Source organism: Pseudomonas sp. IT-P171 (assembly GCF_949767765.1).
In the GTDB taxonomy this organism is placed as follows: domain Bacteria; phylum Pseudomonadota; class Gammaproteobacteria; order Pseudomonadales; family Pseudomonadaceae; genus Aquipseudomonas; species Aquipseudomonas fluorescens_B.
This window is the reverse complement of record NZ_CATKQN010000007.1, coordinates 117,204-132,220: the sequence shown is the minus strand read 5'-3', so window position 1 is coordinate 132,220 and position 15,017 is coordinate 117,204. Positions and strand designations below refer to the sequence as shown.

9 protein-coding genes and 1 pseudogene are annotated in these 15,017 nt (G+C 61.9%); 6 read left to right on the top strand and 4 right to left on the bottom strand.

Translation table 11 applies throughout. From position 1 onward, the window contains the following. Window positions 1–5: 5 nt before the first annotated feature. The 4 genes from ACM6I5_RS06355 to ACM6I5_RS06340 are packed head-to-tail and all read right to left on the bottom strand — an operon-like array spanning window position 6 to window position 5,623. Window positions 6–2,057 (bottom strand): EscV/YscV/HrcV family type III secretion system export apparatus protein, encoded by a 2,052-nt coding sequence (locus ACM6I5_RS06355; RefSeq protein ID WP_017337476.1) that lies wholly within the window; start codon window positions 2,055–2,057, stop codon window positions 6–8. A 23-nt stretch (window positions 2,058–2,080) separates the two neighbouring features. Continuing rightward, window positions 2,081–3,187 (bottom strand): type III secretion system gatekeeper subunit SctW, encoded by a 1,107-nt coding sequence (gene sctW / locus ACM6I5_RS06350; RefSeq protein ID WP_414883419.1) that lies wholly within the window; start codon window positions 3,185–3,187, stop codon window positions 2,081–2,083. After that, the gene (gene sctC / locus ACM6I5_RS06345; protein WP_414883418.1) at window positions 3,184–4,839 is read right to left on the bottom strand and encodes a type III secretion system outer membrane ring subunit SctC; all 1,656 of its coding nucleotides are present in this window, start codon (window positions 4,837–4,839) and stop codon (window positions 3,184–3,186) included. Before sctC ends, sctW begins: the two co-directional genes overlap by 4 nt. A gap of 4 nt (window positions 4,840–4,843) precedes the next feature. Continuing rightward, window positions 4,844–5,623, bottom strand: a complete 780-nt coding sequence (locus ACM6I5_RS06340) for a helix-turn-helix domain-containing protein (protein ID WP_017337473.1) — start codon at window positions 5,621–5,623, stop codon at window positions 4,844–4,846. Between the two features lie 177 nt (window positions 5,624–5,800). Between ACM6I5_RS06340 and ACM6I5_RS06335 the strand changes: the two genes are divergently transcribed. The 6 genes and pseudogenes from ACM6I5_RS06335 (at window position 5,801) to ACM6I5_RS06310 (ending at window position 15,016) form a co-directional block, all read left to right on the top strand. Further along, complete coding sequence (locus tag ACM6I5_RS06335; protein WP_017337472.1) at window positions 5,801–7,012, top strand: CmpA/NrtA family ABC transporter substrate-binding protein; 1,212 nt, start codon at window positions 5,801–5,803, stop codon at window positions 7,010–7,012. Window positions 7,013–7,027: 15 nt separating this feature from the next. Continuing rightward, window positions 7,028–7,603 (top strand): ANTAR domain-containing response regulator, encoded by a 576-nt coding sequence (locus tag ACM6I5_RS06330; RefSeq protein ID WP_017337471.1) that lies wholly within the window; start codon window positions 7,028–7,030, stop codon window positions 7,601–7,603. A 252-nt stretch (window positions 7,604–7,855) separates the two neighbouring features. Further along, window positions 7,856–9,067: a nitrate/nitrite transporter gene (locus ACM6I5_RS06325; RefSeq protein ID WP_214381833.1), complete on the top strand. Its 1,212-nt coding sequence runs from the start codon at window positions 7,856–7,858 to the stop codon at window positions 9,065–9,067. A 7-nt stretch (window positions 9,068–9,074) separates the two neighbouring features. Next, a complete protein-coding gene (locus ACM6I5_RS06320; protein WP_017337468.1) occupies window positions 9,075–10,748 on the top strand; it encodes a bifunctional protein-serine/threonine kinase/phosphatase in 1,674 nt (557 codons plus the stop codon). Window positions 10,749–11,078: 330 nt separating this feature from the next. Further along, window positions 11,079–12,278: pseudogene (locus tag ACM6I5_RS06315) on the top strand (NAD(P)/FAD-dependent oxidoreductase); the annotation flags it as partial. A gap of 20 nt (window positions 12,279–12,298) precedes the next feature. Continuing rightward, the gene (locus tag ACM6I5_RS06310) at window positions 12,299–15,016 is read left to right on the top strand and encodes a molybdopterin-dependent oxidoreductase (protein WP_414883417.1); all 2,718 of its coding nucleotides are present in this window, start codon (window positions 12,299–12,301) and stop codon (window positions 15,014–15,016) included. Window position 15,017: the final 1 nt, after the last annotated feature.

Below are 15,017 nucleotides of genomic sequence, written 5' to 3'. Positions count from 1 at the left end.
TTTCCTCAGAGGGTCTTGATGACATTGACCGAGATGGTCTCGGAGATTTCGCCGAACGACATCACGTCCAGCTCCCGGAAACGCCCCTCGATCAGTTTCTTGATGTAGCGCCGCACATCGACCGAACACAGCAGCACCATGTCCTTGTGCGCGATGTGCAGGCTGTCCAGGCCGACGCTCAGGCGGTCCATCAGCTCTTCCGACTCGGCCGGCTCCAGGTTGATGAAGCTGCCGCCCGAGGTTTGCCGGATGCCCCGGCGTACCACCTCTTCGAATTCCGCCGATAGCAGCAGGACGCGCAAGTCATTGCCGTGGGCGAATTTGTTGCTGATGTAGCGCGCCATCGCTCCGCGAACGTGTTCGACCAGCGCCAGCACATCCTTTTCCCGTGACGCCCAGTGGGCCAGCGACTCCAGGATCAGCTTCATGTTGCGCACGGAAATGCGCTCACCGATCAGGCGTTGCAGGACCTCGGCGATCTTCTGCACCGTGACATGGCGATAGACTTCCTTGAGCAGGTCGGGATATTTCGCTTCCATTTCGTCGAGCAGTTGCTTGGTTTCCTGCACGCCGAAAAACTCCTGGATATTGCGCGCCAGCAACGTGACCAGGCAGCGGTAGCATTCCTCGTCTGCCGGGCGCAGTTGATAGCCCAACTGTTGCACTCGCTCCTTGTCGACGGCGTTGACCCAGACACCGCCCAGGCGATTGCTGTCGTTGCCGCGCACCAGGGCAAAACCCAGGGGCTCGAGGTCCGGCGAATAGTCGAGCAGACGCCAGTGATCGAAATGGATATCGAATTGCTCGGCACGCACTTCATTGATCAGCACCGCCACTTGATGAGCCGGCAACGCCTCGCTCGCGCGGAACTGCGGTTCGGGTATCCGCAAGCCGTAGTCGACGAAAAACTGACTGCGAAAGCGCGCCGCCCAACGGGCTTTGTTCAGCGCAGCCAGTTGCGACGTGGGCACCAGCAACATCAAGGCGATGGTCTCTGTGGCGATGTTATCGACGTCATCGAGCAATCCCGACCCGGTTTGCAGCACGTCCTGCTCGGTGGCTGCAACACGGCTCTCACCGTCAACAGTGCCCCTGGAAGCCTTTCGATGCCGGATAAACACCACCAGCGCCAGCACCGCGGCAATCGGCAGAAACGTCATCAGCGGGAACCCGGGGAGCAGACCGACACCCACCGCCAGCAGCGCGGTGACGCCCATCACGAACGGATTGCCGAGCATCTGGGCCAGCATGTTGCGCCCCAGGTTGCTGTCGTCGCCGTTGACGCGGGTCACGATGAAGCCGGCGCCGATGGCGATCAGCAGCGCCGGAATCTGTGCGACCAGGCCATCGCCGATGGTCAGCAAGGTGTAGGTCGACAGGGCCGTGGACATGTCCATGCCCATTTGCCCGACACCGATGGCCATGCCGCCGATGAAGTTGACGAAAATAATGATGATGCCGGCGATCGCATCGCCCTTGATGAATTTCATCGCGCCGTCGAAGGAGCCATACAGCTGGCTTTCACGCTCCAGCACGCTGCGTTTTTCCTTGGCTTCCTCGGCCGTGATGGCGCCTGCCTTGAGGTCGCCGTCGATGCTCATTTGCTTGCCCGGCATGCCGTCCAGCGAGAAGCGCGCCGCGACTTCGGCGACCCGCTCCGAGCCTTTGGTGATCACGATGAACTGCACAATGGTGACAATCGAAAAGATCACGAAGCCCACAACAAGGCTTTCGCCGATCACGAACTCGCCGAAGGACGCGATGATCTCGCCCGCATCGGCCTGGCTCAGGATCAAGCGGCTGGTGCTGATCGACAGTGCCAGGCGAAACAGGGTGGTCAGCAACAGCAACGCCGGGAACGTCGAGAAGCTGAGGATGCGTTCGATGTAGAACGAGCCCATGAACACCAGCAGCGAAATGACGATGTTCAGGCCGATGAGAAAATCCACCAGCACCGTCGGCAGCGGAATGATCAGCATGGCGATGATCATCACCATGAGAGTCAGGATCAGCAGCTCCGGGCGAGCGCTGACGTTGCGCAAAAACACATTGAACATGGCAGGTCAGTTCCGGAAAAAAATCATGAGCAACCGCCGAGACGACGCTGTTCAATGCATTCGTGGGTGTAGGCAACGTCGGCCAGCAGCGAAAACTGTCGCGCCAGGCGCAGCGGCGCCTCTTCATCGGCAAACAGTTGCAACGGCAACTGCAGGCTGAACCGGCGCACCGTCTGCAGCAGCGTCGAGCGCTCACGGTGCAGGCTCAGCAGCACGCGCTCACCGAGCACGCCGAGCAACAACTGGTCGAGCTCATCGGGCCAGGTCAACAGGCCGAACAGGAACACCAGCCAGTCGGATTCATCGGGGTTGTGCCGGCAGATCAGTTCATCGCCCAGCAGGCCGCCGATGAACAGACCATCGGCTGAACGCAGGCGCTTGAGGTCATTCAGCCGGGCCAGCAGTTGGCCAAACTCTGCGCGCGAGCAACTCGGGTCCTGGGCGCTGATATCGGTGAGCAGCGCCGCTTCGATGAAGGCCAGTACATTCGTGCGTTGCAGTGGGCCGTACAGCGCAATCCAGTCCTGATAACAGCTGACCGGCCCTTCATCGGACTCGAGAAAATCCCGGTACGTTTCGCGCAACAGCGCGGCGCGCACAGCCATGCTCGCGCCGAACATCCTGGCCTTGAGCGCGGCGTTGATGCCGGCGTTCATGCGCTTGGGAGACGCCTGGGCGACCACCGTCTGCAAAAGGGTTTCGAGCCGCTGACGGGTGCTTTTCTCGAGTTTTTTACGGCGCAACAGTTCTCGCAGCACCAACGCCAGATCGCTGTCATCGGCAAACAGCTTCCGCGCCATTTGCAGCAACCAGCTGATGGGTTTGTCGCCGAGCCGTGCCAGGCTGAGAATCTGCCGAACCTTGGGCACGGTGTCGTCGTCCAGGACCCTTTCGAAGTTGTCGGTCAAGGTGTCGGACTTCAGTTCGAACTGCCGGCGGCCACGAAACTGCGCCAATGCCGCCGACATTTCATCGCTGATCTGCACGAAACGCTGCAGGACGGCAGCCGTGCCGCTGTCGTCGAGATCAGTCTCCGCCGTCGCCTGTGGCTGCGGATGCTCGGCGGCCTTCTCGGCATTCAGCCGCGCCTGGGCCGCGCGCCCACCGCTGGAAATCGCTGGCAGGATCATTTTATTGCCGCCCGAAAATAGGAACGGCGCAAACGTTCGTGCTGTTCCGGGGTCAGCAACTGTGGAGCCGGTTCAACGGCGTTCGGCTCCAGCGTGTCGCGAATTTCCTTGGGTTGAATCAGGAAGACCCGCACGGTATTCGCCGAGCGACTCTGCCGATAACTGAACAGCCGGCCTATCCACGGAATCGACCCCAGCACCGGTATCCGGCCAATCTGTTCGCCGTGGTCATCGCGGGTGAAACCGCCCACCAGCAGGCTCTTGCCCGGCGGCACCCTCGCCACCGTACTGATGCGGGTGCGGCCGACTGTCGGCAGAGCGCTGGGCCGCTCACCCTGGCCCGGGTTCTCGATTTCGTTGCCGTCTTCGATATTGAGCGACATTTCAATCTCGTCCGCCTGGGCGAAACGCGGCAATACGCTCACCAGCGTGCCGTAGGTCACGTGCTGCAGATCAACACTGCGCTCGCCCACCAGCGGCGCATAAAAGGTGCGGTTATTGTCGAAAATCGCCGGCACATTTTCCTGGGTCAGGATCACCGGTCGCGACACCACATTCGCCCGGCTCGTGCGCTCCAGCGCCATGACCTGGGTGACGAACGACGCACCATCGAGCGTGGTCGCCGAGCCGGCGTTGAGCGACGCGCTGAATTTTCCGCCCGAATTCACGACGCCTTGCCAATTGACGCCCAACTGATTGAGCTCATCCTTGTGCAGATCAATGATCCACAACGACAACTCCACGTGGCGTTTGGGCGTGTCCAGCGCACTGACCAGGTTCTCGATAAAACGCACCTGCTCCGGCAACCCCTTGACCAACAGGCTGTTGGTGTCGGGATAGGCCACGACCCGAATGTTCCCGGCAGCCGTGTCGCGCGCGAGGATTCGCGGCGCGGACGGGTCCTGATCCGAAGGGGAACTCGCCAGGCCTTCCAAAGGAAACGCCGGCATCAAGCCCTGCGGTCGCTGTGCCGGGACGTGCGCCACCGCGGGCTCGACGCCGTTGCGTTCGCCGCGCAGCAAGGCCTCAATCACGGTGGCCAGCCCGGGAATCGTCACCTTGTCATCACGCAACTCGTATTTGCGGTCGCTCACAAAGGTGTTTCGCACCTGGATGACGCCGATCTGCTGCTTGCCCAGCAACAGTTCCGAGCGCTGGTTATCCATCAGGCCGGCCGCTTGCGTGACCAGATCGACATACATCGGCGGGCCGGAGACATGGAACGTACGCAGGCCATCGTGGCGCAACGGATAACGGCGATCGTGCAACCCGGAGCGTTCCAGGAACGCCTGCAGCTTCGCCACGGTCAGGGTTTGCAGCGACACCATCGCGCTTTTGAGTTCCGGGGCGTCATACAGATAAATCGCCTGACCATCGCTGTACCAGATCAGGCCCATTTGCGCGCTGACTCGCTCAAAGGTGCGTTGCGGCGCGAGCAGGTCGAACGTACCGGAAATCCGCTTGGCCGCAGCGGCCTTGCTGACGATGACCGGCTTGCCCAGCGGGCCGGACAGCTCGCTGAAAAAAGTGCGCGCGCTTTGTTCGCGGGCCTCGAAATTATAGACAGAGGCCTGTGCGGCAAAGGGTGCGAGCAGCAACACCGTGGCCAGGCAGACGGGCAAAAGGGATAAGGAGAACGATCGGCGGTTCATCGGCTCACTTGCCTGGAAGGTAGGTGATATCGGCAAGACTGCTGGGCGTGAAGCCCACCAGTTCGCGGATTTCCTTGGAGAAATGCGAAGAAGAGGCAAAGCCGAATTCCAGCGCGACATCCGTTAGCGAGCAGTCCCGCAGACTCATGTTCAACAGCGCCTGGGCCGTGCGCCAGCCGCGCAATGCAGGCTTGGCCGCACTGCCCAGCGCCTGTCGGCACAATCGACGAAAGTGCGATACGGAAACGCCATAGCGTTGCGCCAGGTCGCTCAGTTTTTCACTGCGGGTGCCCTGCTCCAGCAGGAATCGCACAAGCCCGTAGCTCTCGGTATGACGTAGCACGCTGGCGAAAGCGTGGTAGGCCGGACTTGCGCTCATGGCCTGCCCGATGTACCAGCGCTCCAGCGCGCGCTCCGACCGAACGGTCTCGTACGTGACCGGCAACAGCGCCCACGGCGCATGGCCCGGCCGTTGCTCCGTCAACGTGTCACTGAGATCGAAAAAGACCTGCAGTTTCACCAGCCGTGTTTCGGACAGCGGCAGCACCTGCACACAGCCACCGCGCATTTGCAGCGCCTCGCTGACCGCGATCAGCCCCTCCCAACCACCGGGCAACCGGTGGCACTGCGCCGAACCCAGCAGGTCGGTCGACTCGCTGACACGCAGATGCAACACCCGCTCGCCGGAACGAACCTCTGGGAATGTGGGGGCATGAAATGATTCGGTTTGCACGCCAACCTCCTTTGCAGCCTGACGATGAAGGGTCGGCAGGATGAAAGACATGGCGCGGCAAGTCCTGATGGAAAACTGATGAACCCCGGGCTGGCATATGCCTTGCACCCATTGAGGTATCAGCACTCATGCCAACGGCGGGATGAGTGCCAGGACAATGGCGTCGTCACCCGGCCTTGCTCATGCGAGGACCCGGGACGACGCTTTTTTTTGCAAGGTGAAGACGCGATGAACGAACCATCAGCCGGCCCGTTGGCCTGGGTCAACGGCAGCGACGCCCCGGAAAAGACCGACATCAACCTCGGTTTCATGGCCCTGAGCGACTGCGCCTCGGTGGTGGTCGCCGCCACCCAGGGTTTTGCCCAGCCCTATGGACTGACCTTGAACCTCAAGCGCCAGTCCTCCTGGGCGAACCTGCGAGACAAACTGGTCAGCGGCGAACTCGACGCCGCCCACAGTCTTTACGGCCTGATATACGCCGTGCACCTGGGCATCGGTGGCGTCGCGGCCACCGACATGGCGGTGTTGATGGGCCTGAATCAGAACGGCCAGAGCATCAACCTTTCCCATGGCTTGCAGGCGCTCGGCGTGACCGGTCCTGAAGCACTGGACCGCCACGTGCACCAAACTCGCCCAAAACTCACCTTCGCCCAGACATTCCCGACCGGCACCCACGCCATGTGGCTGCACTACTGGCTGGCAAGCCAGGGCATTCATCCGTTGCACGACGTCGACAACGTGGTGGTGCCGCCACCGCAGATGGTCGCGCACCTGCAAGCGGGCCGTATCGACGGGTTCTGCGTCGGGGAGCCCTGGGCCGCCAGCGCGGTGAAACAGCAGCTCGGCTTCACGATGGCGACGACCCAGTCGATCTGGCCCGACCATCCGGAAAAAGTCCTCGGTTGCACCCGTGCGTTTGTCGAGCAATACCCCAATACCGCCCGGGCACTGGTGATGGCCATTCTGGAAGCCAGCCGTTTCATCGAAGACAGCGTCGAGAATCGCCGCAGCACCGCGCAGCTGTTAAGCGCTCCGGATTACCTCGATGCACCGCTCGATTGCATCGAACCGCGCCTGCTCGGCGAATACAACGACGGCCTCGGCAATCACTGGCAAGATCCGCACGCATTGCGCTTCCATGGCGGTGGCGCGGTCAACCTGCCGTACCTGTCCGATGGCATGTGGTTCATGACCCAGTTCCGCCGCTGGGGCTTGTTGCGCGACGACCCGGACTACCTCGCGGTGGCCCGTCAGGTCCAGCAACTAGACTTGTATCGAGAGGCCGCGGCCGCCGTCGGTGTTGCCTCGTCGGGCGAGGAAATGCGCAGCAGCCAGTTGATCGACGGCAAACGCTGGGACGGTTGCGACCCTGCCGGTTATGCCCGCAGCTTCAAGCTGCACGCCATGAGCGACAGCTCGCCCCTACTCGCCAGCCGCTGACAGGAGACTGCGAACATGTTGCGTATCCTGCTGATCAACGACACCGCGAAGAAAGTCGGCCGACTGAAAGCGGCCCTGACCGAAGCCGGGTTCGAGGTGATCGACGAATCCGGCCTGACCATCGACCTGCCCGCGCGCGTCGAAACGGTGCGTCCGGACGTCATCCTGATCGATACCGAGTCACCGGGCCGCGATGTGATGGAGCAAGTGGTGCTGGTATCCCGCGACCAGCCGCGGCCGATCGTGATGTTTACCGACGAACATGACCCCGATGTGATGCGCCAGGCGATCAAGTCCGGGGTCAGCGCCTACATTGTCGAAGGCATTCACGCACAACGCTTGCAGCCGATTCTCGACGTGGCCATGGCGCGCTTCGAAAGCGACCAGGCCCTGCGCGCCCAGCTGCACGCCCGCGACCTGCAACTGGCCGAGCGCAAGCGCATCGAGCTGGCCAAGGGATTGTTGATGAAGATGAAAGACTGCAACGAGGAAGAGGCCTACACCCTCATGCGCCGCCAGGCCATGAGCCGGCAGCAGAAGCTGATTCAGGTGGCGGAGCAGATTATTGCCATGAGTGAGTTGCTGGGCTGACAAAGCAAAGATCGCAGCCTCGCCACAATTCATGATGTGGCACAGATCTCGCTAGGTAACCGCTACAGGTAACCAACGGCGGTTGCCCCACCTACGACAAAGACGTCGCTCACCTCATTTGCCCAAGGCGAATCCGGTGGCGGCGTTTTTTTGTTTTGGCCCCACAGCCCGGGGCCGGTGGTGCGGCCGTTGCGGCGCCCCACCTGCAAGCTCATGACTCCTTCTCGAGACGACTCACAGCTGAGGTGCGCGATGAATTCAAGCTTCTGGAAATCCGGCCATACCCCGACATTGTTCGCGGCCTTCCTCTATTTCGACCTGAGTTTCATGGTCTGGTACCTGCTCGGCCCATTGGCGGTGCAAATTGCCGCCGACCTGCACCTGACCACCCAACAACGCGGCATGGTGGTTGCCACGCCGATTCTGGCGGGCGCCGTATTGCGCTTCATCATGGGCATGCTCGCCGATCGCCTGTCGCCGAAAACCGCCGGGCTGATCGGCCAGGTGATCGTCATCTGCGCCCTGTTCGGCGCCTGGAAACTGGGCATCCACAGTTATGAACAAGCGCTGTTGCTGGGCCTGTTCCTCGGCATGGCCGGTGCGTCCTTCGCCGTGGCCTTGCCGCTGGCGTCGCAGTGGTATCCGCCGCAGCATCAAGGCAAGGCCATGGGCATCGCCGGGGCCGGTAACTCGGGCACTGTGCTCGCTGCGCTGATCGCTCCGGTGCTGGCCGCAGCGTTTGGCTGGAGCAACGTGTTCGGCTTCGCCCTGATTCCGCTGATCCTGACCATTATCGTCTTCGCCTGGCTGGCCAAAAATGCCCCTGAACGGCCGAAAGCCAAGTCGATGTCCGACTACTTCAAGGCCCTGGGTGACCGTGACAGCTGGTGGTTCATGTTTTTCTACAGCGTGACCTTCGGCGGCTTCATCGGCCTGGCCAGCGCCCTGCCCGGCTACTTCAACGACCAATATGGCCTGAGCCCGGTCACCGCCGGTTACTACACGGCGGCCTGCGTGTTTGGCGGCAGTCTGATGCGTCCCTTGGGTGGTGCGCTGGCGGACCGTTTCGGCGGGATTCGCACGTTGCTGGCGATGTACACGGTGGCGGCGATCTGCATTGCGGCGGTGGGTTTCAACTTGCCAAGTTCCTACGCGGCGCTGGCACTTTTTGTGTGCACCATGCTCGGTCTGGGTGCGGGTAACGGCGCTGTTTTCCAATTGGTCCCACAACGCTTTCGTCGTGAAATCGGCGTGATGACCGGTTTGATCGGTATGGCCGGTGGCATCGGCGGTTTCGCCCTCGCGGCGGGCATGGGTGCGATCAAGCAAAGCACCGGCAGCTATCAACTGGCCCTGTGGTTGTTCGCCAGTCTTGGCGTCCTCGCCTGGTTCGGCCTGCACGGTGTGAAACGTCGCTGGAGAACCACCTGGGGCTCCGCGGCCGTCACCGCCGCGCGGGTGTGAGGGCTGAATGAGCCTGCAACTGAGTTTCGCCGAAGCCAGCGCCATGGGGCCGCGCGAGGAGAATCAGGACGCCCTGCGCCTGGTCACTCCCGCGCCGGCGCTGGCGGCGAGCAAGGGCTACCTGTTCGCCATCGCCGACGGCGTCAGCCAGTGCGCCGATGGCGGGCTCGCCGCCCGTTCGACCTTGCAGGCGCTGGCGCTGGACTATTACGCCACCCCGGAAACCTGGGGCGTCGCCCAGGCACTGGACCGCCTGCTACTGGCACAGAATCGCTGGCTGCAGGCCAATGGCGGTGGGCAACCGCTGCTCACGACCGTCAGTGCCCTGGTCATGCGCGGCAGGCGATTTACCCTGGCGCACGTCGGTGACTGCAGGGTTTATCGCTGGCACGCCGATCACTTGCAACGGATCAGCGAAGACCACGTCTGGGACCAACCGGGCATGCAGCATGTGCTCAAACGGGCGCTGGGCCTCGATCAGCATCTGGTGCTGGATTTTCTCGATGGCGAGTTGCGCCAGGATGAAAGTTTCGTGCTGCTCAGCGATGGCATCTGGGCTGTGCTGGGTGACACCGCGATTGCGGCGATCCTGCGCGATCAACCGGATCTGCGCAGCGCGGCACACACCCTGGTGAGTGCCGCGCATCTTGCGGGCAGTCAGGACAATGCCAGCGCTTTGCTGGTGCGGGTCGACGCACTCGGTGAAACGAGTATCGGCGACGCGCTGATTCATCTGCAGCAATGGCCACTGCCGCCGGCGCTGAAACCGGGCCAGTCCTTTGAGGGGTGGCAGGTAGAAACGATACTCGGGCAGAGCCAGCAGTCCCTGCTTTACCGGGTGCGCGACGCTCAGCAACAACCCTGGCTGCTGAAAACCTTGCCCGCGGCACTGCGCGACGATCACCTGGCCGGGCAGGCATTGCTGTCGGAAGAGTGGTTTCTCAAGCGTGTGGCCGGCCGGCATTTTCCTGAAGTCCATGCCGCCCATCAGCGTCAGCATTTGTACTACGTGATGCGTGAATATTCCGGGTCTACCCTGGCACAACTGAGCGCGCGAAACGCAATGTTGCCCATGGCTCAATGGCAGGACCTGGCGGAACGTTTGCTGCGGGCAGTCGGCATGCTGCATCGCCGGCAGATTCTCCATCGCGACATCAAACCGGAAAACCTGCTGCTGGGGGACGACGGCGAGCTGCGCCTGCTGGACTTCGGCCTCGCCTACTGCCCCGGTCTGTCTGAAGACCAGGCCTCGACCCTGCCTGGAACGCCCAGTTATATCGCGCCGGAAGCCTTTCGCGGCGATCCGCCGTCGGCGCAACAGGATTTGTATGCGGTCGGCGTGACTTTGTATTTCCTGCTCACCGGGCATTATCCCTACGGCGAAATCGAAGCGTTCCAGCGGCCGCGGTTCGGTGCACCGGTCAGTGCCAGTCGCTACCGGCCCGACCTGTCCGAGTGGATCGCGCAAAGTCTGGAGCGCGCGGTGGCGGCGAACCCGGATGAGCGATATGAAACGGCGGAAGAATGGTTGCTGGTACTGGAACAGGGCGAGCGGCGCAGTTTGAGTGTGCGGCCAAGGCCTTTGCTGGAACGCGAGCCGGTGAAAGTCTGGCGGACGTTGGCGCTGGGGTCGTTGCTGGTAAATCTGGTGCTGTTGTTTCTGGTTCTCCATTCATCCTGATTCGAACAGATCCTATGTGGCGAGGGAGCGGGAGCGAGCTCCCTCGCCACAGGTTCGCATGCTCCAGTACCGGGCAAGCCGCCTCTAATCAGTGCAAAAATTTTGAATCGGTTCCTCAAATGCCCTCCAGCAGCCCCGTAAATCCTTTCCTTGAATAACTTGGCACAACCACTGCATTACCTCTTTCAACTTACATAAAGCCCAGCCTTCAACGACGAAGGATGCGCTTCCCGAAGTAACGGGACCAGGACAAAGGCGTCCTCGCTAGGCAACTAGCGGGACGCCTTTTTTTGTTTGCGCGAAATGTGTTCCGAGCACCCGGAGAACCTGATGAAAAAACTAAAACTGGTGATGATCGGCAATGGCATGGCCGGGGTTCGGACCCTGGAAGAGTTGCTCAAGCTGAGCAACGAGCTGTACGACATCACCGTCTTCGGCGCCGAACCGCATACCAACTACAACCGCATTATGCTGTCGCCCGTACTGGCCGGCGAACAAACCTTCGAAGAGATCGTGCTCAACGACCTGGACTGGTACCTCGACAACAACATCAAGTTGCTGCTCAACCGCAAAGTGGTGGAGATCGACCGGGTCAAACGCCGGGTCATCGCCGACGACGGCACCGAAGCCGAGTACGACCGCCTGCTGATCGCCACCGGTTCGACTCCGTTTATCCTGCCGATCCCCGGCAACACTTTGCATGGCGTGATCGGCTACCGCGACATCGCCGATACCCAGGCCATGATCAACACCGCCAAAACCCACGAGCACGCCGTGGTCATCGGCGGCGGCCTGTTGGGTCTGGAAGCGGCCAACGGCCTGATGCTGCGCGGCATGCACGTCACCGTGGTGCACAACGGTGAGTGGTTGCTGGAGCGGCAACTGGACAACGTCAGCGGCCAAATGCTGCAAACCGCGCTTGAGGCTCGTGGCCTGAAGTTTCGCCTTCGCGAGCAAACCCGGGCCCTGCACGATGCCGGCAATGGCCGGGTCGGCTCGGTCGAGTTCCACAATGGCGACATCATTCCCGCCGACCTGGTGGTGATGGCCGCCGGCATTCGCCCTGCGAGCGAACTGGCGGAAAAGTCCGGCCTCCCCTGCAATCGCGGGATTCTGGTCAGCGACACGATGCAAACCTACGATCCGCGGGTCTACGCCATCGGCGAGTGCGCCAGCCACCGTGGCATCGCCTATGGCCTGGTCGCGCCGCTGTTCGAACAGGCCAGGGTCTGCGCCAACCATCTCGCCCGGCTGGGGTTCGCCACCTACAAGGGCTCGGTGACCTCGACCAAATTGAAAGTCACCGGCATCGACCTGTTTTCCGCCGGCGACTTCATGGGCGGCGAAGGCACCGAAACCATCACCCTCTCCGACCCCATCAGCGGGATTTACAAGAAGCTGGTCATCAAGGATGACGTGCTGGTCGGTGCCTGCCTGTACGGCGATACGGCAGATGGCGGTTGGTACTTCCGGCAGATTCGTGAGAACCAGGACATCGGCGAGCGCCGCGATCACCTGATGTTTGGTGAAACCTTGAAGGAAGCCAGTTGATGAACCGCCAGATCACCGCCTCCACCTGCTGCTATTGCGGAGTCGGCTGCGGCGTGCTGATCGAGCATGACGGCGAGCGCATCCTCGGCGTCAACGGCGATCCGGCCCACCCGGCCAACTTCGGCAAACTGTGCAGCAAGGGTTCGACCCTGCACCTGACCGGTGACCTCGCGGCCCGAGCGCTGTATCCGGAACTGCGCCTCGGCAAGGGCCTGGCCCGCAGCCGCACCGATTGGGACACGGCCCTTGATCACGCTGCCAGCGTCTTCGCCAAAACCATCGCCGAACACGGCCCGGACAGCGTGGCGTTTTACATTTCCGGGCAACTGCTGACCGAGGATTACTACAGTTTCAACAAACTGGCGCGAGCACTGGTCGGTACCAACAACATCGACAGCAATTCGCGGTTGTGCATGTCCTCGGCAGTGGTCGGCTACAAGCGCAGCCTCGGTGCCGATGCACCGCCATGCAGCTACGAAGACCTGGAATCCAGCGACTGCGTGATGATCGTCGGCAGCAACATGGCCTACGCCCACCCGGTACTGTTTCGGCGCCTCGAAGAGGCAAAATCCCGCCGGCCACAGATGAAAGTCATCGTCATCGACCCGCGTCGCACCGACACCTGCGACTTGGCTGACCTGCATCTGGCGATTCTTCCGGGCACCGATGTCGCGTTGTTCCATGGGATCTTGTACCTGTTGCTGTGGGAAGGCTGGATCGACCGCGATTTCATCAAGGCCCACACCGAAGGGCTGGCCGAACTGAAAGACCTGGTTCGCGATTACACGCCACCAATGGTTTCGCAGCTGTGCGGGATCAGCGTTGAACAACTGCAACAATGTGCCGAGTGGGTGGGTACCTCGCCGAGTTTCCTGTCGTTGTGGTGCATGGGCTTGAACCAGTCCACCGCCGGAAGCGCGAAAAACAGCGCGCTGATCAACCTTCACCTCGCCACCGGGCAGATTGGCCGTCCGGGTGCAGGACCTTTCTCCCTGACCGGCCAGCCGAATGCCATGGGGGGACGGGAAACTGGCAGTTTGTCGAACTTGCTGCCCGGCCATCGCGAAGCGGCCAATGCCGAGCACCGCGCGGAAGTGGCCGCCTACTGGGGCGTTGACCCATTGCCTGAACGCACCGGGCTCAGCGCGATCGAGCTGTTTGAGCAGGTTCGTAGCGGAACCGTCAAAGCCCTGTGGATTGCCTGCACCAACCCCGCGCAATCGATGCCGGACCAGACCGCCGTGCGCGCAGCGCTGGAAGCCTGCCCGTTCGTGGTGTTGCAGGAAGCCTTTCGCACCACCGAAACCGCCGCGTTCGCCGACCTGCTGTTGCCTGCCGCCAGCTGGGGTGAAAAGGAAGGGACGGTCACCAACTCTGAACGGCGGATTTCCCATGTCCGCCGTGCGATTGTCGCCCCCGGTGAAGCGCGTTCCGACTGGGCGATCACGGTAGATTTCGCACAGCGCCTGGAAAAACATCTGCGTCCCGATCAAGCCAGTCTGTTTGCGTTCGAGACCCCGGCGCAGATCTTCGATGAGTACAAGCAATTGACTCGCGGCCGTGATCTGGACTTGTCCGGCATCAGCCATGAGCTGATCGACCGTCTCGGGCCGCAGCAATGGCCATTTCCTGCAAACGCCAGTGAAGGTACGGCCCGATTGTACGTGGACGGGATTTTCCCGACCGCCAGCGGACGCGCCCGGTTCATCGCCGATCCGTATCTTGCCGCCCGGGAACAACGTGATGGGGAATTCCCGCTGACCCTGATCACCGGCCGCCTGCGCGATCAATGGCACGGCATGAGCCGCACCGGTACGGCCGCGCAGTTGTTCGGTCATGTCAGTGAAGCCGTGTTGAGCCTGCACCCGGATGACCTGCACCGCCATGGACTGCAACCCGGTGAGCTGGTCAGCCTGAAAAGCCGTCGCGGCGCGCTCATTGTTGCCGTCGGCAGTGACGACAGTGTGCGTCCTGGCCAGGCCTTCCTGCCCATGCACTGGGGCGATCGCTTCCTGAAGGGTGGTGTCAATTCGATCACCCAACCGGCGTTTGATCCATTGTCGAAACAACCGGAACTCAAACACACCGGAGTAAGAATTGACCCGGTAAACCTGCCCTGGAACCTTTTCGCCTTGGTCGAGGGCGATATCCAACAGCATTTTGAGACGCTACGACCACTCTGCGAGGCGTTTTCCTACGCCAGCCTCAGCCTTGTTGGCCGTGAACGCCCCGCGCTGCTCATACGCGCTTCCAGCGCCACAGCGCCAGACCCGCAATTACTGCGTGATATCGACCACTGCCTGAGGCTCAACGAGGGTCCGGTACTGGCCTACGACGACCCTCGGCGCTCCATCGGTAAACGGGTGCGGATCGAGAACGGCCGAATTACCTCGATTCGTCTCGCTGGCGAAACCCTCGCCCAGCACTGGCTGCAGGATCTCTGGCACGAAGGTCGCGTCGACCAGCAACTGCGGCGCTGGCTGCTTGCACCGCTGAGCGCGCCGCCTGGTAACGCCAGCGCGCCGGCCGCCGGCACCAGAACCCTGTGCAACTGCAAAAACGTCAGCCAGAACGCGGTCTGCGCCGGCATCCGCCGAGGCCTGGACTTGCAAGGTTTGAAACAAGAATTGGGCTGCGGCACGCAATGCGGCTCCTGCGTCCCGGAAATAAAGCGTTTGTTGGCCGCCACTGCGCAGCCGATCGCCGTCATCTCGTGAG